This window comes from Pseudomonas sp. NPDC079086 (assembly GCF_044542155.1).
Classification (GTDB): Bacteria; Pseudomonadota; Gammaproteobacteria; order Pseudomonadales; family Pseudomonadaceae; genus Aquipseudomonas.
The window spans coordinates 1835839-1856435 of sequence record NZ_JBITTY010000001.1; the positions used below are offsets into that span (position 1 = coordinate 1835839).

Annotated in this window: 17 protein-coding genes; 6 read left to right on the forward strand and 11 right to left on the reverse strand. The window is 59.7% G+C overall.

Features of this window, described 5'->3' with window-relative positions; genetic code table 11:
* Window positions 1-10: 10 nt before the first annotated feature.
* The 10 genes from ACIGEK_RS08600 to yaaA all read right to left on the reverse strand — a co-directional run bounded on the left by ACIGEK_RS08600 (window position 11) and on the right by yaaA (window position 14082).
* On the reverse strand, window positions 11-1480 hold the full coding sequence (locus tag ACIGEK_RS08600) for an MBOAT family O-acyltransferase (RefSeq protein ID WP_397492876.1): 1470 nt from the start codon (window positions 1478-1480) through the stop codon (window positions 11-13).
* Window positions 1481-1625: 145 nt separating this feature from the next.
* Window positions 1626-2741: a mannuronate-specific alginate lyase gene (locus ACIGEK_RS08605; protein ID WP_397492877.1), complete on the reverse strand. Its 1116-nt coding sequence runs from the start codon at window positions 2739-2741 to the stop codon at window positions 1626-1628.
* Window positions 2738-4177, reverse strand: a complete 1440-nt coding sequence (locus ACIGEK_RS08610) for an alginate O-acetyltransferase (protein ID WP_397492878.1) — start codon at window positions 4175-4177, stop codon at window positions 2738-2740. The genes ACIGEK_RS08605 and ACIGEK_RS08610 overlap by 4 nt, the downstream gene beginning before the upstream one ends.
* Window positions 4178-4187: 10 nt before the next feature.
* Window positions 4188-5774, reverse strand: a complete 1587-nt coding sequence (gene algG, locus ACIGEK_RS08615) for a mannuronan 5-epimerase AlgG (RefSeq protein WP_397492879.1) — start codon at window positions 5772-5774, stop codon at window positions 4188-4190.
* Between the two features lie 10 nt (window positions 5775-5784).
* Entirely contained in the window at window positions 5785-7230 is a 1446-nt protein-coding gene (locus ACIGEK_RS08620; protein ID WP_397492880.1) for an alginate export family protein, read from the reverse strand.
* Window positions 7231-7244: 14 nt separating this feature from the next.
* Entirely contained in the window at window positions 7245-8612 is a 1368-nt protein-coding gene (gene algK / locus ACIGEK_RS08625) for an alginate biosynthesis TPR repeat lipoprotein AlgK (RefSeq protein ID WP_397492881.1), read from the reverse strand.
* 13 nt (window positions 8613-8625) lie between these two features.
* Window positions 8626-9792 (reverse strand): PilZ domain-containing protein, encoded by a 1167-nt coding sequence (locus tag ACIGEK_RS08630; protein ID WP_397492882.1) that lies wholly within the window; start codon window positions 9790-9792, stop codon window positions 8626-8628.
* A 34-nt stretch (window positions 9793-9826) separates the two neighbouring features.
* Complete coding sequence (gene alg8 / locus ACIGEK_RS08635; protein ID WP_397492883.1) at window positions 9827-11314, reverse strand: mannuronan synthase; 1488 nt, start codon at window positions 11312-11314, stop codon at window positions 9827-9829.
* A gap of 83 nt (window positions 11315-11397) precedes the next feature.
* Window positions 11398-12708 carry a nucleotide sugar dehydrogenase gene (locus tag ACIGEK_RS08640; protein ID WP_397492884.1) on the reverse strand — a complete coding sequence of 437 codons (1311 nt, stop codon included), beginning with the start codon at window positions 12706-12708 and terminating at the stop codon, window positions 11398-11400.
* A 594-nt stretch (window positions 12709-13302) separates the two neighbouring features.
* On the reverse strand, window positions 13303-14082 hold the full coding sequence (gene yaaA, locus ACIGEK_RS08645) for a peroxide stress protein YaaA (protein ID WP_397492885.1): 780 nt from the start codon (window positions 14080-14082) through the stop codon (window positions 13303-13305).
* A gap of 142 nt (window positions 14083-14224) precedes the next feature.
* Between yaaA and dmeF the strand changes: the two genes are divergently transcribed.
* From dmeF to ACIGEK_RS08675, 6 genes are all read left to right on the forward strand, one after another.
* Window positions 14225-15250, forward strand: coding sequence for a CDF family Co(II)/Ni(II) efflux transporter DmeF (gene dmeF, locus ACIGEK_RS08650; protein ID WP_397492886.1), 1026 nt, complete (start codon window positions 14225-14227; stop codon window positions 15248-15250).
* Window positions 15251-15551: 301 nt separating this feature from the next.
* On the forward strand, window positions 15552-16943 hold the full coding sequence (locus ACIGEK_RS08655) for a PhoH family protein (RefSeq protein ID WP_275960946.1): 1392 nt from the start codon (window positions 15552-15554) through the stop codon (window positions 16941-16943).
* A 149-nt stretch (window positions 16944-17092) separates the two neighbouring features.
* Window positions 17093-17581: a cyclic pyranopterin monophosphate synthase MoaC gene (gene moaC / locus ACIGEK_RS08660; RefSeq protein ID WP_397492887.1), complete on the forward strand. Its 489-nt coding sequence runs from the start codon at window positions 17093-17095 to the stop codon at window positions 17579-17581.
* Window positions 17578-17820, forward strand: a complete 243-nt coding sequence (locus tag ACIGEK_RS08665; RefSeq protein ID WP_397492888.1) for a MoaD/ThiS family protein — start codon at window positions 17578-17580, stop codon at window positions 17818-17820. Before moaC ends, ACIGEK_RS08665 begins: the two co-directional genes overlap by 4 nt.
* 2 nt (window positions 17821-17822) lie before the next feature.
* Entirely contained in the window at window positions 17823-18281 is a 459-nt protein-coding gene (gene moaE / locus ACIGEK_RS08670; RefSeq protein ID WP_397492889.1) for a molybdopterin synthase catalytic subunit MoaE, read from the forward strand.
* 277 nt (window positions 18282-18558) lie between these two features.
* The gene (locus ACIGEK_RS08675; protein WP_397492890.1) at window positions 18559-19335 is read left to right on the forward strand and encodes an ABC transporter substrate-binding protein; all 777 of its coding nucleotides are present in this window, start codon (window positions 18559-18561) and stop codon (window positions 19333-19335) included.
* A 40-nt stretch (window positions 19336-19375) separates the two neighbouring features.
* Here ACIGEK_RS08675 and ACIGEK_RS08680 read toward each other — a convergent pair whose 3' ends face one another.
* Window positions 19376-20419 (reverse strand): GGDEF domain-containing protein, encoded by a 1044-nt coding sequence (locus ACIGEK_RS08680; RefSeq protein ID WP_397492891.1) that lies wholly within the window; start codon window positions 20417-20419, stop codon window positions 19376-19378.
* Window positions 20420-20597: the final 178 nt, after the last annotated feature.

The following is a 20597-nucleotide window of genomic DNA, read 5'->3' on the forward strand; positions in this document are numbered from 1 at the left end:
GGTCGGCTCCTCAGAACTGGAAGTAGAGAAAGGGTGAGTAGCTCTGCGCCGAAAGTTTCAGCACGGAGGCGCAAAACAGCAGCAGCAAGGCGCCGCGTAGCAGGTAGTGGGGCAGGGCAACTGTTGCGCCGTTGGCCTGTGGCACTAGCGTTGGGCTGGCCGATGTTGCAGGGCGCGAGCGATAGAACTGGCGCAGGCCGCAGAACGCCATCACCGCATAGGCCAACACCAGGGTGGCGATTTGCAGGTCAGTGATGCTGGCGCGGTTGAGCTCGCTCAGCGCCCAGCCTTGGCTGCTGAACATCGCCGGGTTGAACATGGCGCTGTACATACGCCAGGCCACGTCGAGGTTTTCGGCGCGGAAGATCACCCAGCCGAGCATCACCAGCAGGAAGGTAAAGGCCCATTTCAGTGGGTTGATCACCTTGGGCGCAGCGTTCACCCCGAACAGGCGTTCTATCGCCAGCCACATGCCGTGCCACGCGCCCCAGATCAGGAAGGTCCAGTTAGCGCCATGCCACAGGCCGCCGAGCAGCATGGTCAGGAACAGGTTGCGGTAGGTGTTGAAGGTGCCGCCCCTGTTGCCACCCAGCGGTACATAGAGATAGTCGCGCAGCCAGGTGGACAGGCTGATGTGCCAGCGTCGCCAGAACTCGGTGATCGACTGGCTCATATAGGGCTGGTTGAAGTTCTCCATAAAGCGGAAGCCCATCATCAGGCCCAGGCCGATGGCCATGTCGCTGTAGCCGGAGAAGTCGAAGTACAGCTGCGCGGTGTAGGCGATCATGCCCAGCCAGGCGTCACCGGTGCTGGGGTTGCTGAGGGCAAAGCAGTGATCGACCAAGGGTGCCAGGCTGTCGGCGATAAACACCTTTTTCACGAAGCCCTGCATAAAGCGCGTAGCGCCTTCGCTGAACTTGTCGAGGCTGTGGGTGCGGTCGGTGAACTGGTCGGCCAGGTCCTTGTAGCGCAGCACGGGGCCTGCGATCAGCTGGGGGAATAGGGCGATAAACGCAGCGAAGTTGACCAGGTTTTCTGTGGGTTTGGTGTCGCCGCGGTACACGTCGATCAGGTAGCTGAGTGACTGGAATATATAGAAGGAAATGCCGATGGGCAGGATCACGTGGGTCAGCAGGAACGGCTCAAAACCAGCGCCTTCCAACACCTTGTTGATGTTCGCGACGCCAAAGTTGGCGTACTTGAAATAACCCAGGGTCGCCAGGTTACCGACGATGCCCCAGAGCACCCAGCGCTGCGCGGCCTTGGTTCTGACCCCAGCCTGATAAATGCGCAGGCCGAAGATGTAATTCCACAGGGTGACGGCGACGAATAGCAGGAGGAAATCCACCCGCCACCAGGCATAGAAGGCGTAGCTGCCAATCAGGATCAGCAGGTTGCGATAGCGATTGCTGCTCAGGTAGTACAGGCCAAGGAAGACCGGTAGAAACAGGAACAGGAACACGTTGGATGAAAAGACCATCCGTTTCTCTCCGTTGAGTGGCACGGGTCAAGGGCCAAGCCCCCCCTTTCCCCCCCACACCTGTGGACGGGTTTTGCAACATGCCCAGTGAATGGGCGAGGAAGTCGCCGTGCAGGCCGGCCTCCGTTTATTCAGTGCATCGGGTTCAGCTGTCGCCGGCTTTTTTAGGGCTGAACAACTGGCTTACATCGCCGCCGAGGCGGAAGGTTTTGAACGGTCCCATCTCGGCCTTGTAGGTCTGGGCGTCGATTGAGCAGGCGTAGAGCACGCAATAGGGTTCCAGCCAGGCGAACTTGGCGTGTTTTTTCAGCTCGCCCATGTCCTGTTTTTCGCCGGTACGTTTGCTGAAAGCGTCCTGATCCTCGATGCCGCCCATTACCCGTTTGGCCAGCCGTTGCAGGGCTCCCTGGTTTTCCGCACGCAGGTCGACACCGTTGGCCTGGGCGAAGACAGCGATCATCATCAGCGGCGGCAAGGCGTAGTTGTGGTAGGCCAGGGCGCGTTGGCGGCGCTTGAGTTCGTTGGGCAGGTAGCCGTCGGCGTCGACTTGGTTGGCACCGACGCGAAACTGCGCCACGGACCAGTCGAACAGGTCACGGCGATCGGTGGCGATAGCGGTGGCCATTACCGACCACGCGGCCCAGTAGCTGTGGTTGTTGATCTTACGCAGCGGCAGGTCGCTCCAGTCCTGCACCGTTTGCTCGGCCAGGGCGACAAACCAGTCCTCGATCAAGCGGGTTTGTCGCGGGTAAGCGGCCAGGGGGTGTGAGCTGGAGAACTTCAGACGCAGGTATGCGGATGACAGGCTGCCCAGGGTCCATTTGCGCACCGATTTACCGGTGTGGTTGCCCTCTGTGCTGAGCAGCGCGTCGGCTTGGGCCCAGGCGCTCATCCAGTTGAGTGCGCATTCCAGTTGTTGGCGGTCACCGCGGCCCATGTAGAACATCACCTGGCGATTGACCCCGCGCTCCAGCTCAGTGATGTCCTGGGTGCTGGTGCGGTAGGCTTTTTCCGAGGTTTTATTCAGGGTTGAACGGGCCTTGTCAGAGCCTTCATATTTGCTGCGAAACTCCAGCTTGGCGGTGTAAGGCCTGGGCGGTGCGGTGCAACTGCGTGATGGCTTGTCGCTCATCTGCACCGGCGCATAGTAGCCAGCCGGTGGCATCAGGTTATTGGCGCTGGCGAATGAGCCGTACAGGGCACTACCAAGCAGGCAGGGGGCCAGCAGCCAAGGGGTAAGTAGCCAGTGGCGAATGTTCATTGTGAATCCTTGGCCTGGGGTGCCTGGGCAACCACCGCTTTGGCCGCGCTGGGGCGTTGGCACAAGGTGGCGTCGACGCTGAGGTTGGCTGGCATGTTTTCCGGGCTGTGGATTTCCAGGGCGAGCAGGTTGAGGTCGGCCCAGTCGGGGTCGTTGCGCAGCTCGAAGACGTAGCGGCCGGCGGTGTCGACGCGGTCGCTCTGCTCGAGCTTGAACTTTTCGCGGCGGCCATTGAGGTACCAGAGCGTGGCCTGGGCCTCATGCACGCTGGGGTCGCTGAAGGTCAGGTCGACTTGGTAATCACCGCCGCGCAAGTCCACCAATTGGCGGCCCATGCCGTTGACCAGTACTTCGTTGCTGCCAGGCTTGAGGCTGACTGTGTTGTGCAGGGCTGCGTCCTTGCCGACGCAGCCGTTGTCCACCAAGGGCCGGGCCTGGCGATAGAAGCTGGCCTGGGCCAGGTCGTAGTGGGTGGCGAACTCCCAGATCAGCACTTTCGGCGGATTTTCGTGAAATTCCGGGCTGCTCATGTATTGCAGCAAGGCGCTGTCAAAACCGCCGCCACTGACCGCCATGTTGAGCACTTCGGCACCGCTGTACTGCTGCAGAAAGCCGGCAAAGTTGTAGGCCGGGCCGCTGTTGCTGGTGCCCACCAGGGCAATCTGTGGATCGGCTTCATCGCCGAACAGGCTGTCACTGTCGGCCTCACCCTGGGTGGTGGTTTCAAAACGCGGCACATACTGGGTGGCGTAGCTGGTGCCACAGAACTGTGCGGCGGTTTTGTGCAAGGTGCCGGCCTTGGGCAGCAGGCCGACCACGTTGCTTTCGAAGTCTTTCTTGGGGATGTCGGCGAAGCCGGGGATCTGCTTCAGGGTGTCGGCTACCAATTCGGCGGTGCGTTCAGCTCCGGCCGGCGTCCAGTGGTGGTCGGCCTTGAAGTAGTAGTCGGTTGCCACGCCCTGCTCATCAAACAGCGGCGACAGGTCGGGGGTCCAGATTCCGGCCTGGCGGAAGCCCTCGATGGCTTTCAGGTAGTTCTGCTTGGCCAGTTTGAAATTGAATTGGGCTTTCTCCGCGGCGGTCAGCTTCTCGCGGTTTACCAGGCCACGGGTGGGTTGGTAGACGATCACCAACTCCACGCCTTTGGCTTTCAGGGCATCGCGCAGCTTTTTGAACTGCCGATAGCCTGCGGGCGTGGTGCCAAAGTCGGTGCGCAGGTCATAGCGGCTGCGGAATAACCAGTCGCCTTCACCCTGCACCAGTGCGGTGAAAAAGCTCAGGTACTTGGTGTTGTACAGGCTTGGGTCTTGCGCTGCGGGGCACAGCGGGCCTACACGCTGCACTTGGTATTGCGGGCTGGCCAGGGCGCTGCCCGCTGCACCGAGCAAGGTGCAGGCGAGGGCCAGTTGACGAAGTTGCAGATGCTGTTTGTTCACAATGCTTTCCTCAATCCTGGAGTTCGACCTGGCGCTCGACGGGGTCAATCAGCACGGCCAAGTTGCGGCGCACCATCAGGTCGAGAATTTCTTCCTGCTTCTCGCCGAGGATGCCGCTGAAGCTGATACCTGTGCTTTTGGTCGGGGCAATCAGCTCCACGCGGTACAGCTCAACCGACAGGGGCGAGTCGATGGACAGTGGCCCGGAGCCGTTGGCCGCGAGGGTGCCACCGACCACGATCATGGAAATCTTGGTATCGAAGGGGTCGAGTTCGATATTGCGGTCGGTGTCGGAGAGGTCCTTGATGTGGCCGTAAACACCGGTGAGGGCGTTGGCCGCCGAGACGTTCTCGTACAGACGAATGTCCACGCTGTTACGCACCCGAATACCGTGACGGGCGTTGTTCAGAACCTTGTTGCCCCACAGCAGGTTGTGCGAGCTCTCGTACAGGGTGATGCCGTCGGCGTGGTTCTGCGTGACTTCGTTGTAGGCGATCAGGTTGTTGATGCTGTTACGGTCGATAACGATGCCGGAGAGTTTGTTGTCGTAGCTCTTGTTGTTGAAGATCCAGCTGTTATCCACCTCGCGAGAGATGATGATGCCGTGCTTCTTCTTGGTGCCGTGCACGCTGTTCTCGGCGATGATCAGGCCGTGTGAACGGTCGTGCGGGTCAATGCCGTAGACGATGTTGTCGCGGTAGATATTGCCCTTGATCACCACGTCGGCGGCTTCGTAGCAGTAGAAGCCGTACCAGAGATCGACGAACTCGGAGTTGAGCAGCCAGCCGGTCGGCTCTTTGCGCTGCAGGCGTTTGTGCATGTTCGGCGTGTACTGGGTGATGCTCACCCCGTAGGACTTGCTAGTGTTGTAGCCGAGGCTGGTGACCACGCTGTTCGAGATATACAGCTCACTGCCGCCCCAGGACACCAGGAACGGGCGGAATTCATCGGGCTTGCGGAACGTGGCCGGGCCGTTGTCTGCTTCGCGCCAAGCGGTCAGGCGGGTATCGGTGATAAACAGCTTGCCGTCGTTGACCAGAAACGCGCCGCGCTCTTGCGACAGGCGCAGTTCATCGACGTTTTTATCGACATGCAGGGTCGCGTTTTGGGCGACCACGATAGGCAAGCGAGCCAGGTAAACGCCGGGCTTAACCTGGCTGAACTGATTGTCGGGCAGCTGCTTGGCGAGGTCTTGCAGGGTGATGTAACCATCTTCTACGAAGATTGCATTGGGCATACCCTGTTGACGGTTGACCCACTCGCGCAGCCGTTCGTCGCCGCCGATAAAGTCCTTCAAGGCGTCCTGTTGCAGCATGCGACGCACCACTACCTGACCTTTTTTGCTGCGCTCGATCTTGGCTTCGACCGCCTCGGCGCTGTAGCCGGAAAGATCGGGCAGGGTGGGGGCTGCCAGGTGCAGAGGCTCGATCGGCGCGCTGGTGACCGTGTAGGTCTTAGCTTGCTTGAGCGTCTGCGTTGGCTCGCTATTGGCCGCCTGTACCCAGGGCGCTGCCAGTTGCAATGCACCGAGTAATAAGCCGCTGCACAGCAAGCCGATGCCGAAGCGTTGTTTAAGTTTGTCTGGCTGCTCTGTCATAGGGCTACCCTCAGAATCTCCAGATAAAGTCGACGAAGGCACGGTGCATCAGCGCGTCGGTGTCGCTGCCATAGGCTTTGCCGGGCTTGAATACACCGCCACGAAAGCGCAACAGGGCCGAACGCTCGTCTAGGTGCTCGGCCATCGAAGCCGGCAACAGGCCTTGCTTGAAGTACTTGGTCACGACCAGATCGAGTTCCTGGCCGATGTCTTTCTCGCCCGCTTGCAGCGGCGCGATGATGCCGCTGTCACCGATGTCCTGCTGGTCGTCGACCCGCCAGAACTGGTGATAAACCAGGCTGGCGTCGTAGTTGTCGTGCAGTTGCCAGGAGGTGAACGCCGTGGCCACCTGCAAGTTGGACAGCTCGCCACGGAAAGCCTCGCCGAAGCGGTGCATGCGGGCATTGGTGCCGGTGAAATTGGAGCGGTTGCTCTCCAGTCCGGTCTGGCGGAACTGCTTGGAGCTGTCGTCATCACCACCGCCGCTACCACGGGCATAGGCACCGCCGAGGCGCCAGTTGTCGTCGATGTTCCAGCGCAGGCCGAGGTCCACGGCCCAGGCGTTGACATCAACGTTGCGCGCGCCACTGGCCAGGCGCTGGTCGCCGATCACCTGTTGCTCAAGCTCATCGATATCACCGTTTAGCCAGGTGGCTTGCGCCCAGTAATTGAGCGGCATAGTCGAGCGGCGGTTGAAGAAGTCGCCGTCGGCGCTCACCCCCAGCCAGGTGAGGTCGCCGGTGTAGCGCTTGCTCATCTCGTCGATGGCTTCGCCAGGGTTGGCCAGCTCGCCGGTATCGCGGCTGTGGTGGGCCTTGAATCCAAGCCAATGGCCTGGCTGCCACTGCGTCGAGATGTCGCCGAACAGGTGCTGGCGGTCTTCATCTTCTGGGGCCAGTTCGTCGAGGTCGCTGCGGTAGTCGGAGTAACGTTCGGCGACGCCGACATGGGCCTTGAGCAAGGTGGTATCGAAACTCCAGCGCAGCGCTTCGATGTTGGTGTCCCACCAGGTGCCGTCGTCGCTGCGCATGCGTTGGCGGCCCAGGCGCAGGTGCTCGCCGGGGTAGGCCGTAAGACCTTTGTAGTCGACCCAGAACTCGCGCAGGGCCAGGTAGCTTTTGTCTGGCTCGCGGCTGGTGTTGCCGCTGCTGCTGGTGTCGCCTTCGCTGGCTTGCAGGGTGTCGGTTTCAATGATGTCGGTCGCGGTAACGGCCTGACCCAAGGCATAGGCGCTCCAGTTGCCGCGCTCGCCATAGACCCAGGGGCGCACATCCAGACCTATACCCTGAACGTCGCCGCCGTCACGGGTGCCGAGGTCGCGGTCATCTTCCGATTGCGCAGTGATCTTGAGGTCGATACCGAAGTTGTCATCACTCATCTGCGCCGCCCAAGCGGAGGAGGCCGATAACAGGGAGACACTCAGGCCAAGGCCGGTGGTAATCCGGTTGAAGTGCATTGAATATCCTTTTCTCATGGCAACTGCGCCTGCATGGGCTGTTGCGCCTGCCAGGCGTTACCCCGTAGCTGGCGCTCTTCGCGCAGCATGCGTTCAGCCCTGAGGCGCTCTGTCGGCGGCAGGCGTTGGTTGATCTCGCTGGCCAGTTCGGTGGCTGCCGGGGTGTCTTTGGGCAGGGCGAGTTGGCCGAATACATAGGCGTTGGCCATGTCTGGCTGAATGCCTTTGCCTTGGGAGAACATCTGCGCCAGGGCGAAGTCGGCATTGAGTTGGCCGCCACGGGCGGCGCTGAGCAGGTGATCGAGTGCCTGTTGCGGGTAGATATCGCCGAGGTAGCCGCGCAGGTAAATCTGGCCGAGGAAGTAGTTGGCACTGGGCTCGCTGGGGGCGGCTTTGCGCAGGTGTTCTTCGGCTTTCTGCGGGTCTTGTGGCAGCAACTTACCTTCGTAGTACAGGCGCCCGAGCAGCAGTTCGGCACGTGGCAGTGCAGCGGCGCGGCCTTGCTCAAGGTAGGCCTGCATCTGCTCGATATCGCCCAGCGCCGGGTAGTCATACAGCAGGCGGGCAAGGCTGACCCAGGCGGCGGGGTAGTTCGGCGCAATGCTTTCGAGCATCTTCTGGGCGGTGTCTGCGTCGGGCTTGCCAAGTTCGGCATCGGCTAGCACCGAGGCCACGTCATCGACCCGTTGCGCCGGCACTGCGCCGCTGCGATAGGCGCTCAGCAGGCGCCGCACCAGGGCTTGCTGTTTATCCGTCTCACCCTGCTTCTGGTACACGGTGGCCAACTCGGCGTAGCAGGTGTCGGCCTCGCTAATCAGACCCTGGCAGATGGCTTCGATCTCATCCAGGTGCTGATCGTAAGTGCCTTGGGTGCGGTAGAAGAGGATTTGTGCCAGGTCGGCCTGGGAGTAGCCCTGCTGGCGCCAGGTCGCGATACGTTGTTGTACGTTCATATCGGGAAAGTCCTGTGGATATTGCAGATAGAGCATCACCAGTGGCAGCAAGCTGCTGGGCTCGCCAGCGCTGAAGGAGTCGCTGAGCAGTTGCGCGGCTTCGCGGCGTTCGGCGGCGCTGTTGCTGGGTTTACGTGCCAGCAGCTTGCCGAGCCGAGCCTGCGCCCGTGGCGACTCGTCGAGCGCCAGGCGGTAGGTCTTTTCAGCCTTGTCCACGTCGGCCGGGGTGCCGTTGGCCAACTGCAGGTCAGCCAGGCCGATCTGCGCATCGACGTAGCCCAGCTCGGCCAGTTGGCTGAAGTGCTGCTCGGCCAGTTGCCTGTCGCCGCGTTTCAGCGCTTCGTTGGCCAGTTGCTGGTCAGGCAGCCCGGCACAGCCGGACAGCAGCACAGCACTGAGCAACAACAGATGAGGAGATGTATTCGCCATGTCAGCGTCCTCCTTAGAAGCCAGCCGCCACGGCCTTGTCGATCACCCAGTCGAGCGAGGGACCACGGTCAATCACCACTTCCACCGGTTGGCCGGCGAGGGTGCTGGGTAGGGTGGCTTCTGGTTCGATTTCTGCGCGAATGTCTGAGGACAAACCGCCTTGATCCAGGCTGGTGCTGACGATCTTGCCGCGGCGTGGTGTGTCTTCACCGGCGACCCAGAAGTTCACGCGGGTGCCGGTGCGGGTCTGGGCAATGCTGCGGTAGGGGAAGCTGGCGGTGACGGTGGCTTTGCTGTCTTGCGGGACCAGCTCAAAGATCACATCGCCTTTATTGGCGAACTGGCCATCGGCGACCAACTGCTTGGCGATCTTGCAGTTGCACGGGCTGGTCAGGGTGCCTTTCATCTGCTTGCCGAACAGCTCTTCGACGTTGGCTGGAGTTAGTTGTTCGTCAGCCAGGTGGCCTTTGAGCATCTCCAGCATGGTGGCGGAGAAGGTGGCGATGGGCGCGCCCTTGTCCACTTCACCACCCGGGCCTGCCAGGCTTTGCACGGTGCCTTCACGCGGCATGGTGACCTGCATGCTCGGCACGTTGACCATGGCAGATTCGGCGTGGGTGACGAAGTACAAGCCATACACCGACTTGAAGATAAAACCGAATGCCGCCAGGCCGACCAAGAAGATCCCCAGGCTGAAGGTCACGGCCTTGAGACGGCCGAGGGCGCTCATGCTTGAGCCACTGCTGGCGTTCTTGCGGGCTTTGGTGAAGTTCTCGCGCTGCAAGGTGCTCAGCAGGTCGCCGGCGCTCACCAGTTCCCCGCCCAGGTAGGCGCTGATCAGGTGGTGCAGGGTGGCTTGCTCGCGGGGCTTTAGGTTGTGCAGCTGGCAGCCGATGCGCTTGCTGTCGACATCCACCGAGCGCACCTGAAATTCGATGTCGATGCCCAGGTTGAAACTGTCCAGCTTGAATTGCATGCGACCCTTGTGAAAGTCGCCGATCTGGATTTGCTGCTTGTTGTCGATAAAGCTGAAGCCGCCCGCGGAGATGTCGCTGAGCGCCATCTCGATACGTTCACGGTTTTTGTTCAGGTACTGCAGCACGACTGGGATTTTCACCCGTGCATGCTGGCGCTGGGCTTCAGATTCGTGGATCACATTGACGTTAACGGCTGTATTCATGAGTGCAAATTCCTGTTCAAGCGGAGTCCGGTCGTCACACCAGGACCATGATGGCGGCGACGAATATGCTGGCGGCAGAGAAGGTCATGGCCCGTGAGGACCAGGTGTTGAACCAGCGCTGAAAGCTCACCAAACCGCGATCCAACTTGGTGTTCTGGCGGGTCCAGGATTGCTGGTCGAGGCGGAAGAACACGTAGATCTTCACCAGCGCACCGACGATCTGGTTGTAATAAAGAATCAGCGGATAAGCCGGGCCAATGTGGTGGCCAGTGACGCTGAGCAGCAGGGTTAGAGCCAGGCGGGTGAGGCCGATCCACAGCAGGTAGGCCAAGAAGAAACCGAGGCCGTATTTGATACTGGCAATGATTGCGACACTGAGGCCGAGCAGGCTGGTCCACATCGACACGCGTTGATCGAACAGCACCAGGCTGGTGAAACCGCCCAGGCGTTTGACCCCAAGGCGCAGGGCGCGGGCGTTCTGCCGCAGGTTGTTGCCGTACCAGCGGAACATCAGCTTGCGGCTGGCCTTGATAAAGCTCTTTTCCGGCGGATGCTCGACCGTGTTGATCGATGCGTCTGGCACATAGAAGGTGTCGTAGCCCAGGCGCATCAGGCTGTACCAACTGGACTTGTCGTCGCCAGTGAGAAACTGGAAGCGCCCCAGGCGCCAGTGCTCAAGGTGATCGCTTTCCACATCGGCGATAAACGCCGGGTCCGTCACCACCGCGGCGCGGAACACTGACATGCGCCCGGTCATGGTCAGCACGCGCTTGCTCAGGGCCATCGAGCACATGTTGAGATGGCGCTGGGCAAAACGCAGCTTGTGCCATTCACTCATCACATAGCCGCCGCGCACCTCGCAGAATTCATTGGTGGTGAGGCCGCCGACATTGGGGAACAACTTGAACCAGGGTACGGTTTTGCGCACTACGCCTTCGCCGAGCACGGTGTCGCCATCGATCACCGCAACCACGGCATCTGCTGCCGGCATCTGCCGTGAGATGGCGCGGAAGCCATAGGCCAGGCCGTCGCGTTTGCCGGTGCCGGGAATCCGCACAAAACTCAGCGTGACGTGCGCCGGGGGCTGCATCTGCGCCCAGAGGTTTTTTACCAGCAGCTCATCCGATAGCTCGACAATGGAGCAGACCACGTTGGTCGGATAGCCGCACTCAATCGCCTCGCGGATCACCGAGCGGTAAACCTGGGCGGTGGTCAGGGCGTCGATGCGAAAGCTGGTGACCAGCAGGAATACTTGGGAAGGGTCAGCATCTTTGCCGAGTTTGGCGACCTTGCGCCGGTAGTGCGGGTACACCACATAGAGAAACAGCATGCCGCGTACGAAGTGCACGGCACCCATGGAATAACGCCAGATGCCCACCGCGCCGATCAACAGCAGGTAGTCGCGTGACTCGGGGTCGAACACGCTCCTGGGCAGTGCCAGCGCAAGCAGCATCAGCAGTGATACGTAGAACAGCCAGCCAGCAGCCTGGTTGAGGCCGCTTTTCAGCGTGTGCAGGTGCATAAACATATCCATCGTTTGTGCCGGGTAGACCCTGGGGCAGCGCTTGGCCGCCCAGGGTGTGCGTGGGCTTATAGCCGTTGCGCTTACCAGCAAATACCTTCGCTGCCGGCACGCGATGCAGTCGGCATAAAGCCCACCAGGTCGACCACGTGTTTGCCGTGCAAGGCTTGCTGCGCCAGTGGGGCAAAGTGCATATCGCTATTGCCCAAAACGATGATGTCGGCGTTATCCACAACGGCATCGAAGTCACTGCTGAGCAGCGAGGACACGTGGGGGATCTTCGACTCGATGTAGTCCTTGTTCGCCCCGTAAACGCGGGCGTACTCGACATTGCGGTCGAAGATGCTCAGGTCGTAACCCTTGCCGATGAGCATTTCCGCCAGCTCTACCAGCGGGCTTTCACGCAGGTCATCGGTGCCGGCCTTGAAGCTCAAGCCGAGCAGGGCGACCTTGCGTTTGTCGTAGCCGGCGATGATGTCGAAGGCGTTCTGCACCTGGATGGCGTTACTGCGCATCAATGAGCCAATCAGCGGGGCATCGACATCCATGGCACCCGCGCGGTAGGACAGGGCGCGCACGTCCTTGGGCAGGCACGAGCCGCCAAAGGCGAAGCCGGGTTTCATGTAGTACTTGGAGAGGTTGAGTTTGTGGTCCTGGCAGATCACGTCCATCACATCGCGGCCATCGACGCCGGCCGCCTTGGCGATATTGCCGATCTCGTTGGCGAAGGTGACCTTGGTGGCATGCCAGACATTGCAGGTGTACTTGATCATCTCGGCAACATCGATGCTCTTGCGAATGATCGGCGCATCCAGCTCGCTGTAGATGGCTTCCAGCAAGTCGCCGGAGGCCTGATCCAGCTCACCGATGACTGTCATGGGCGGGAAGTCGTAATCCTTGATCGCGGTGCTTTCACGCAAGAATTCCGGGTTTACTGCCAGGCCGAAATCGCCCCCGGCTTGCTTGCCCGAGCAATCCTGCAGAATCGGTAGGACTACGTTTTTGGCAGTGCCGGGTAGCACCGTGCTGCGTACCACAACGGTGTGGCGCTCGGTTTTGCCGCGCATGGCCAGGCCAATTTCACGGCACACGCCTTCGATGTAATTGAGTTCCAGGTCGCCGTTTTTCTTGCTCGGCGTGCCCACGCAGATAAACGATACGTCGCTATTGAGCACGGCATCGGCTACATCAGTAGTGCCGCGCAAATTCCCCGAGGCTAATCCCTGTTGCAACAGCGCTTCCAGGCCTGGCTCAACGATTGGCGATTTGCCATTGTTGATCAGGTCGATCTTATTGGCGGATATATCTACGCCGATTACATGATGGCCGCGTGCGGATAAACAACCTGCACAAACTGCCCCGACATAACCTAAACCGAAGATGCTAATTCGCATCGTATTTACCTCGTCCATTTTAGATGATTAATGAGTGGCGATTAGCCACGGTTATTCGTTAGTTCGGCGCGCATAAGTGCATGAACTAATACAGGCATAAAAGTTGGTTGGTGGCGTATCGCTACCGGAGTCGGGTTTGGTATGTAGCACGCCCGTTCTATATGTGTTGTTGTCGCTGCAGGCTCTGTCTCGGTCCTTGTCAGTGAGTCATTGGGTTGTTGATAGTTCCACCTTATATTTACCCGTAACTTTCCTTTAGGTGAGTTTCTGCGCCGAACATTGGTTCGGGATTAATGGCAGATATACTCACGCGGAAAGTTGCGTGAAGAAAAACATCGTGTCGCTATGAGTCCGATGTTTTTCTGATGGTTCCTACCGCTCGTCATCTTTTGCAATGAAATGAGAACTGCTTGGTAGTTGTGCTTTGATGGCACTTTGCAATTGTCTGGCGGGAAAATCGCGCGGTGTATATGGGCGTTAAAAAGTTCAACAATGAAGTTGGGCTTTAATAAAACTGACTGTTGGAATAAGTATTGAACAACGCGGGAAATAGCGGGGGCGGGCCGTTGGCGCGGCCCGCAGGGGGAGGCGGGGTCAGTCTTGTGGGTGGTCGCGGAGGAAAACCAGGGTGTCAGCTTTCGAGTTTTCAACCGAGTAGCGGTAGCCCTCATAGGTGAAGTCCTTGAGGCCGGCCGGATCGGTCAGGCGCTCCTTGATCACATAGCGGGCCATCAGGCCGCGAGCCTTTTTCGCGTAGAAACTGATGATCTTGTACTGGCCGTTCTTCTGATCCTTGAACTCGGTGTCGATGATCCGCGCATTCAATGCCTTGCGTTTCACTGCGCTGAAATATTCGTTGGATGCCAGGTTAAGCAGCACCTCGTCGCCCTGAGCGGCCAGCGCCTCATTCAACCAGCCACTGATGCGCTCGCCCCAGAAGTCATAGAGGTTATTACCGCGCGGATTGGTCAGCTTGGTACCCATTTCCAGGCGGTAGGGCTGCATCAGATCGAGCGGGCGCAGCACGCCATACAGGCCGGAGAGCATGCGTAGGTGGGTTTGGGCGAAGTCGAAGTCCTTTTCGCTGAAATCCTCAGCGTTCAGCCCGGTGTATACGTCGCCCTTGAACGCCAACAGCGCCTGCTTGGCGTTGGACGGGTTGAATGGTCGCTCCCAGCTGCCGAAACGGGCGGCATTGAGACCGGCGAGTTTGTCCGAGAGGTGCATCAGCTCGGCGATCTGCGCCGGGCTGAAGTCGCGCATCTGCTGAATCAGCTCCTGGGCATGATCAAGGTGTTCCGGTTGGGTAAAACGCGGGGTCGCAGGCGGAGTCTCGTAATCGAGGGTCTTGGCCGGGGAAATCACCATCAACATAAGCGTGCTCCTGAAAGTCTGCGGCGATTCTAGAAGCTGGCAGTCGCTGAGACTACCTATTAGGGCGATTAGCGTTGCGACTTGACCGAGGGGCCGCCACGGGGTTGTAGTCTGCCTAGGTCGAATCCTCCAAGGAGCTAGCATGACCGCCTGCAACCATTCGCGCTGGGAGCCGTCCCACGATTACCGCCCGCTGGAAACCACCGCAGAACGCCAGGCCTGGCGCGTGGCGGCGCTGACCGGGGTGACCATGCTGGTGGAGATTGCCGCCGGCTATGCATTCAACTCCATGGCCTTGCTTGCCGATGGCTGGCACATGGCCTCGCATATGCTCGCCATCGGCCTGACTGCGTTGGCGTATTTGTTGGCGCGGCGTTATGCCAATGACCCGCGTTTTGCCTTTGGTACCTGGAAGATTGAGGTACTGGCCGGTTTCGCCAGTGCCTTGTTGCTGGTGGTCGTGGTGGCGATGCTGGCGTTCGAGTCGCTGTGGCGCCTATTGCAGCCGCAGACGATTGCTTTCGATATGGCGCTGTGGGTCGCAGTGGTTGGCCTGCTGGTCAATCTGGTATCCGCCTGGCTGCTGCGTGACAGTCATGATCACGCCCATGGCCACGGGCATGATCAGCACGCTGCCGCACATGCTTATGGCGATCACGATCACGATCACGATCACGATCACGATCACGATCACGATCATGCTGTTGCTGCGCCTGCGGGCAAGGACCTAAATCGCCACGCGGCTTTTATCCATGTGCTCGCAGATGCCCTGACCTCGGTGGCGGCCATCCTTGCCCTACTGGGCGGCATGCTGTTGGGTTGGGATTGGCTCGACCCGCTGATGGGCGTGATTGGCGCAGTGATCATTGGTGTATGGGCCAAGGGCCTGCTGATCGAGACTGGCAAGGTGCTGCTTGATCGCGAGATGGACAGCCCGGTGGTCGAGCGCGTACGCACTGCCTTGGCCCAGGAGGAAGATACCGAACTGGCGGACCTGCATCTGTGGCGTGTCGGTCGGGCGCAGTTCGCTTGCATCGTCAGCGTGGTAACCCATGGCGACGGTTCTGCAGATCGCTACAAGGCGCGGCTGGCGGGGATTGCGGAGCTGGTGCATGTGACCGTGGAGGTCAATCGCTGTGCCGAAGAACACAGGGTGGCGCGGGGCTGAAAGGAAAAAATATGTCGGCTCGAACGCCGGTGGGACTTCCGACTTTAACGGCGCTTGCGTGGTGCGCCAAGCGCTATTTGTCGTCCCGACAAATAAACCTGTGAATGCTGAAAAAAACGTTTTTCTGTCATCTGAATTGGAGTAATTAAAAGGCAAGACCGCCGAACCCTGCAGACAGGTGGCGGCCATTGGCCCTCACCTTTTTGCAGCCTTCTCAGCCTCGGCACTGAGGAGTCGACGGCCCCTCCGCGGCGCAGACTCGCCCCTGCGTTGCTTGGCTACTACAAGAAGGTGACCGAGTATGGATGACCACGGACGCTCCAAGCCCACCGCCCCAACCCTGTATGCCCTCGACACCAATGTGCTGATCCACGACCCCAACGCGCTGCTGAATTTTCAGGAGCACCACGTTGCAATTCCCATGACCGTACTGGAGGAACTGGACAAGCTTAAAACCGGCAAACAGGGCGTGGCCGCCGAGTGCCGCCAAGCCATTCGTCTGATCGACAAGATCCTCGGCAGCGCCAACCCGGAAGAAGTGGAACACGGTGTCGCCATCCAGCGTGACAAGAGCGGCCCCTGCGGCTTTCTGTCAATTCTTATGAGCAAAAGCGCCACCCCGGTGACCTGGCTGCCGGAAGACCTCAACGACAACAAGATCATCAACCAGCTGGTCGAGCTTAAATCCCGGCGCCCCGGTCTCAACGTGGTGCTGGTGACCAAAGACATCAACATGCGCCTGAAGGCGCGCGCCTGTGGCATCGATTCGGAGGATTACCATACCGACCAGCTCGTCGACGATGTGTCCTTGCTGTCGCAGGGTTACCACAACATGGACGGCTCCTTCTGGGACCGCGTGAACAAGGTGGAAACCCGTCAGGATCACGGCCGTACCTGGCACCGCGTGCAACTCACCGACAACCTGCCGGCGGTGCACGTCAACGAGTTCATCATCGACGAACAGGGCTTTGTTGGCTGGATCAAGGGCATCAAGCACGGCGAGCTGCTGATTCTCGACATGCACCAGGAACCGCTGATGCACCAGGAGGCCTGGGGCCTGCGCCCGCGGGATATCTATCAATCACTGGCGCTTTTTGCCTTGCTTGACCCGGACATCCACCTGGTCAACCTGTCCGGCGCGGCCGGTTCCGGTAAAACCATCCTGGCCCTGGCGGCGGCTATCGAACAGACCATGGTCAGCAAGCGTTACCGCAGAATTATCGCCACCCGCAGTGTGCAGGGGCTGGATCAGGAGATCGGCTTTCTGCCTGGCACCGAAGCCGAGAAGATGGAGCCCTGGCTTGGCGCCATCACCGACAACCTCGAAGCCCTGCATATGGACGACGAGAACACCCACGGCAGCGTCGACTACATCCTGCAAAAGGTCCCGCTGCAGTTCAAATCCCTCAACTACATCCGTGGCCGTAGCTTCCAGCAGAGCCTGATCCTGATCGACGAATGTCAGAACCTCACTCCGCACCAGATGAAAACCATCATCACCCGTGCCGGCAGCGGCTCGAAAGTGGTGTGCCTGGGCAACCTGGCGCAGATCGATACGCCTTATCTGTCGGCGCCCAGTTCGGGCCTGACCTACCTGACGGAGCGCTTCAAAGACTTCGAGCATGGCGTGCACATCACCCTGCAAGGGGTGCCGCGCTCGATCCTTGCCGAGTACGCCGAAACTCATATGTAACCCTCACTCACTCACGCTCGCCCAGCAGGCTGTTATGCCTGCTGGGCCGGGTGTCGCCGTAACCTCTCGTCTGAATCCCCTGGCATTCACAGGTGCCGAAACCTGACCCGTGGGTTTACAATCGTCGGACATCTGCCTGGAGCCTGTCTGTGTTAACCCATCTAGATTCCCAAGGTCGAGCCAACATGGTCGACGTTAGCGACAAAGCCCTGACCGTCCGTGAAGCCGTGGCAGAAGCTCTGGTGCGCATGCGCCCGCAAACCCTGCAGATGATTACCAAGGGCGATCACCCCAAGGGCGATGTGTTCGCCGTGGCACGGATTGCCGGCATTCAGGCGGCGAAGAAAACCAGTGACCTGATCCCGCTGTGCCACCCGTTGATGCTGACCAGCGTCAAGGTTGAGCTCAAACCCGAGGGCACGGATGCCGTGCGAATCACCGCGCGCTGCAAACTGACCGGGCAGACTGGGGTGGAGATGGAAGCCCTGACCGCCGCCAGCGTCGCCGCGCTGACCATTTATGACATGTGCAAGGCGGTGGACCGTGGCATGGTCATTGAGGCTGTGCGCCTGTTGGAGAAAGTTGGTGGCAAGAGCGGCGCCTTCAAGGCAGAGAGCGTGGCGGGAGAGCAGGCATGATCCGCGTGCAGTATTTCGCCCGTTACCGCGAGGCCCTGGGGCTGGATGGCGAACAGCTTAGCGGCGAGTTCACCAGCCTGGATCAACTGCGCCAGCACCTGCTGAGTCGCGGCGGGGTGTGGGAGGTGCTGGCCGAACAGAACCTGATGTGCGCGCGCAATCAGGAACTCTGCAGCTTGGAGGAGCCACTGACAGCCGGCGATGAAGTAGCGTTTTTCCCTACGGTCACCGGAGGCTGAATATGGCCATCCGCGTCCAGTCGCAACCCTTCGATCCGGGCGTTGAGCTTAACGCCCTGCATGCCGCCAACCTCGGCATTGGCGCGGTGGTCAGCTTTGTCGGCTATGTGCGCGACTTCAACGACGGGCGCGAAGTCGGCGGGATGTTTCTCGAACACTTTCCCGGCATGACCGAGAAGGCCCTGGGCAAGATTGCCGAGGAAACCATGCAGCGCTGGCCGCTGCTGGGCATCGAGGTGATCCACCGCATCGGCCGTCTGGAGCCCGGCGAGCCGATTGTGTTTGTTGGTACCACCAGTGCCCACCGTCAGGCGGCATTCGATGCCTGCAACTTCGTCATGGACTACCTGAAGACCCGCGCGCCGTTCTGGAAGAAGGAAGACACCGCCGAAGGCCCGCGCTGGGTCGAAGGGCGTTGCTCCGATCAGACCGCTGCCGAGCGCTGGAAACAGCAGCCTTAAGCGTATTTTGTCGATGTCGCCTGCGCTGATCCTTCAGTCGCAGCGATGACTGTTGCCCGGTTGACGATCTATACATATAAGTCCAGTATGGAATTTAAAGTATAAATCGAGACTGGCAAATGACCCGTCCACGCGTGCTATCCAGCCATCGCTTCTCGCTCAGGTGTACACCTGACGCGTCTTTCTTCTGTCTTGCAGCAACCGTCGTTGCCCGTTCGACCTGCGCAGCAATGCCAGGTGGCACGGGCCTGTCACTCCCTCAGCAGGAATCCGCACAATGAAGAAAATCGTCCTTGCGGGCGGCATCGCCCTGAGCCTGATTGCATCCAGTCTGTTCGCCGCAGACAAACCCTTGCGCCTGGGTATCGAGGCTGCGTATCCGCCATTCGCCTACAAAGAAGCCGGCGGCCAGATCGCCGGTTTTGACGTGGATATCGGCAACGCCCTGTGCGCCGAAATGAAGACCGAGTGCCAATGGGTCGAGCAGGAGTTCGACGGCCTGATTCCTTCGCTCAAGGTGAAGAAGGTCGACGCCATCCTGTCGTCCATGACCATCACCGATGATCGGCGCAAATCGGTGGATTTCACCGGCAAGTACTACTACAGCCCGGCGCGCCTGGTGATGAAGGCCGGCAGCGAAGTCACCGCCGATTTCAGCAACCTAAAAGGCAAGCGCATTGGCGTTCAGCGTTCGACCACCACCGATCGTTTCGCCAGCGAAGTGCTGGCCGCGCAAGGGGTGGAAGTGGTGCGCTACAGCTCGCAGAACGAAATCTACCTGGACCTGATTTCCGCGCGCCTGGATGGCACCCTGGCCGACGCCATCCCGGTGGATGAAGGCTTTCTGAAAACCAACAACGGCAAGGGTTTCGCCTTCGTAGGTCCGGCCTTTACCGACCCGCAATACTTTGGTGAAGGCGCCGGTATCGCCGTGCGCAAGGGCGACAGCGAACTGCTCGGCAAGCTGAATGCGGCCATCCAGGCGATTCGCGCCAGCGGCGAATACCAGAAGATTCAGGCCAAGTACTTCACCTTCGATATCTACGGCGACTGAGTCGTTCAGTAATGAGAAAACCGCGCGCTGGCGCGGTTTTCTAGCTAGGCGCAGCCACCTTCACGCGGTTGCGTCCGTCTTGTTTGGCGCTATATAGCGCGCGGTCGCTGGCTACATAAAGGCTGTCGTAAGTGCCTGACTGGCCGGCCTCCAAGTAGCTCAAGCCGATACTGACGGTGAGTGCTACAGCGTTGCCATCAACTACCTTCAGGTGCGTCTCCACCAGTTGGCGCAAGTGCTCGGCGATCTGCAGTCCGTGCTCGCGGTCGCAGTCAACCAGCAACAACATGAACTCTTCACCACCCAGGCGTGCCAGGCTGTCGAGGCTGCGTACCTGGCTGGAAAGTAGCGTCGCCACGCGTTTGATAACTACATCGCCCAGCGGATGACCGAAGCGATCGTTAACGGTCTTGAAATGATCGAGATCAAGCAGCAGTAAACACAATGGCTGCTGAGTGCGCTGAAAACGCAGCAATTCGTGCTCGACGATGCCGTTAAACGCCCGCCGATTGAGCAAGCCGCTCAGTGGGTCGTGTTCGGCAAGGTAGCTGAGCTTGTGGTTCTGCTCTTCAAGTAGCTGTGCCTGGGCTTGCAGTCGCTGTTTCTGGGTGTTGATCTGCACGAAGTTGCGCCACTGCAGCCATGCCAGCAGCAAACCAATGGTGCAACTGGATAGGCCATTGACCTGATTGCTCAACAACTGTGCCGGGCTGCTCTGAGTTTGCTGGATGCCAAACAGAAACAGCCCTAAGGTCAGGCTAAACAGCCACAAGGCGGAGAGGGGGCGATGCAAAAATGCCAGCGCCGCCAAGGTACAGCCCACCAATAGTGGGGTGATATTGCTGGTGACTAATTGATCGATAGCGCTAATCAGGGCAGCGAAACCCAGCGTACCCAGTACCGCTACGCTGACGCTGATCTGACGTAGCCGGATTAACTCCGGCCGGGGGACTAAATACCAGGCAATTAACGCCAACGTTCCAAAGAACACCAGCATGCCAGTGTGCGCGGCGAGAATGCCCTGACGCCATAAGGCTTCATTAGCCGATTCGGGTTGTCGTTGCCAGAACAACCAGATGTGCATCAGGTTGAGCGGTGGAATCCAGGGGGCAGCAAGTCGCAGGCGTCGTATATTTTGCTCAAGCAACTCTGGAGCAAAGGCTCGGTTTTTTTTAGCAATGCTTTGCCAGTCAATCCGCCACGCTCGCAATACCCATAACTCCTTTAACGGTATGAGTGCAGGGCCGAGTGAACTCGACCCT

What these genes read in the sequence shown, in the direction of transcription:
- dmeF (WP_397492886.1), top strand. Translation starts at nt 14,225, where the DNA reads ATGACCGCCTGCAACCATTCGCGCTGGGAGCCGTCCCACGATTACCGC.
- ACIGEK_RS08655 (WP_275960946.1), top strand. Translation starts at nt 15,552, where the DNA reads ATGGATGACCACGGACGCTCCAAGCCCACCGCCCCAACCCTGTATGCC.
- ACIGEK_RS08605 (WP_397492877.1), bottom strand. Translation starts at nt 2,741, where the DNA reads ATGAACATTCGCCACTGGCTACTTACCCCTTGGCTGCTGGCCCCCTGC.
- yaaA (WP_397492885.1), bottom strand. Translation starts at nt 14,082, where the DNA reads ATGTTGATGGTGATTTCCCCGGCCAAGACCCTCGATTACGAGACTCCG.
- alg8 (WP_397492883.1), bottom strand. Translation starts at nt 11,314, where the DNA reads ATGCACCTGCACACGCTGAAAAGCGGCCTCAACCAGGCTGCTGGCTGG.
- ACIGEK_RS08600 (WP_397492876.1), bottom strand. Translation starts at nt 1,480, where the DNA reads ATGGTCTTTTCATCCAACGTGTTCCTGTTCCTGTTTCTACCGGTCTTC.
- ACIGEK_RS08675 (WP_397492890.1), top strand. Translation starts at nt 18,559, where the DNA reads ATGAAGAAAATCGTCCTTGCGGGCGGCATCGCCCTGAGCCTGATTGCA.
- ACIGEK_RS08680 (WP_397492891.1), bottom strand. Translation starts at nt 20,419, where the DNA reads ATGCACATCTGGTTGTTCTGGCAACGACAACCCGAATCGGCTAATGAA.
- ACIGEK_RS08665 (WP_397492888.1), top strand. Translation starts at nt 17,578, where the DNA reads ATGATCCGCGTGCAGTATTTCGCCCGTTACCGCGAGGCCCTGGGGCTG.
- algG (WP_397492879.1), bottom strand. Translation starts at nt 5,774, where the DNA reads ATGACAGAGCAGCCAGACAAACTTAAACAACGCTTCGGCATCGGCTTG.
- ACIGEK_RS08620 (WP_397492880.1), bottom strand. Translation starts at nt 7,230, where the DNA reads ATGCACTTCAACCGGATTACCACCGGCCTTGGCCTGAGTGTCTCCCTG.
- moaE (WP_397492889.1), top strand. Translation starts at nt 17,823, where the DNA reads ATGGCCATCCGCGTCCAGTCGCAACCCTTCGATCCGGGCGTTGAGCTT.
- algK (WP_397492881.1), bottom strand. Translation starts at nt 8,612, where the DNA reads ATGGCGAATACATCTCCTCATCTGTTGTTGCTCAGTGCTGTGCTGCTG.
- ACIGEK_RS08640 (WP_397492884.1), bottom strand. Translation starts at nt 12,708, where the DNA reads ATGCGAATTAGCATCTTCGGTTTAGGTTATGTCGGGGCAGTTTGTGCA.
- ACIGEK_RS08630 (WP_397492882.1), bottom strand. Translation starts at nt 9,792, where the DNA reads ATGAATACAGCCGTTAACGTCAATGTGATCCACGAATCTGAAGCCCAG.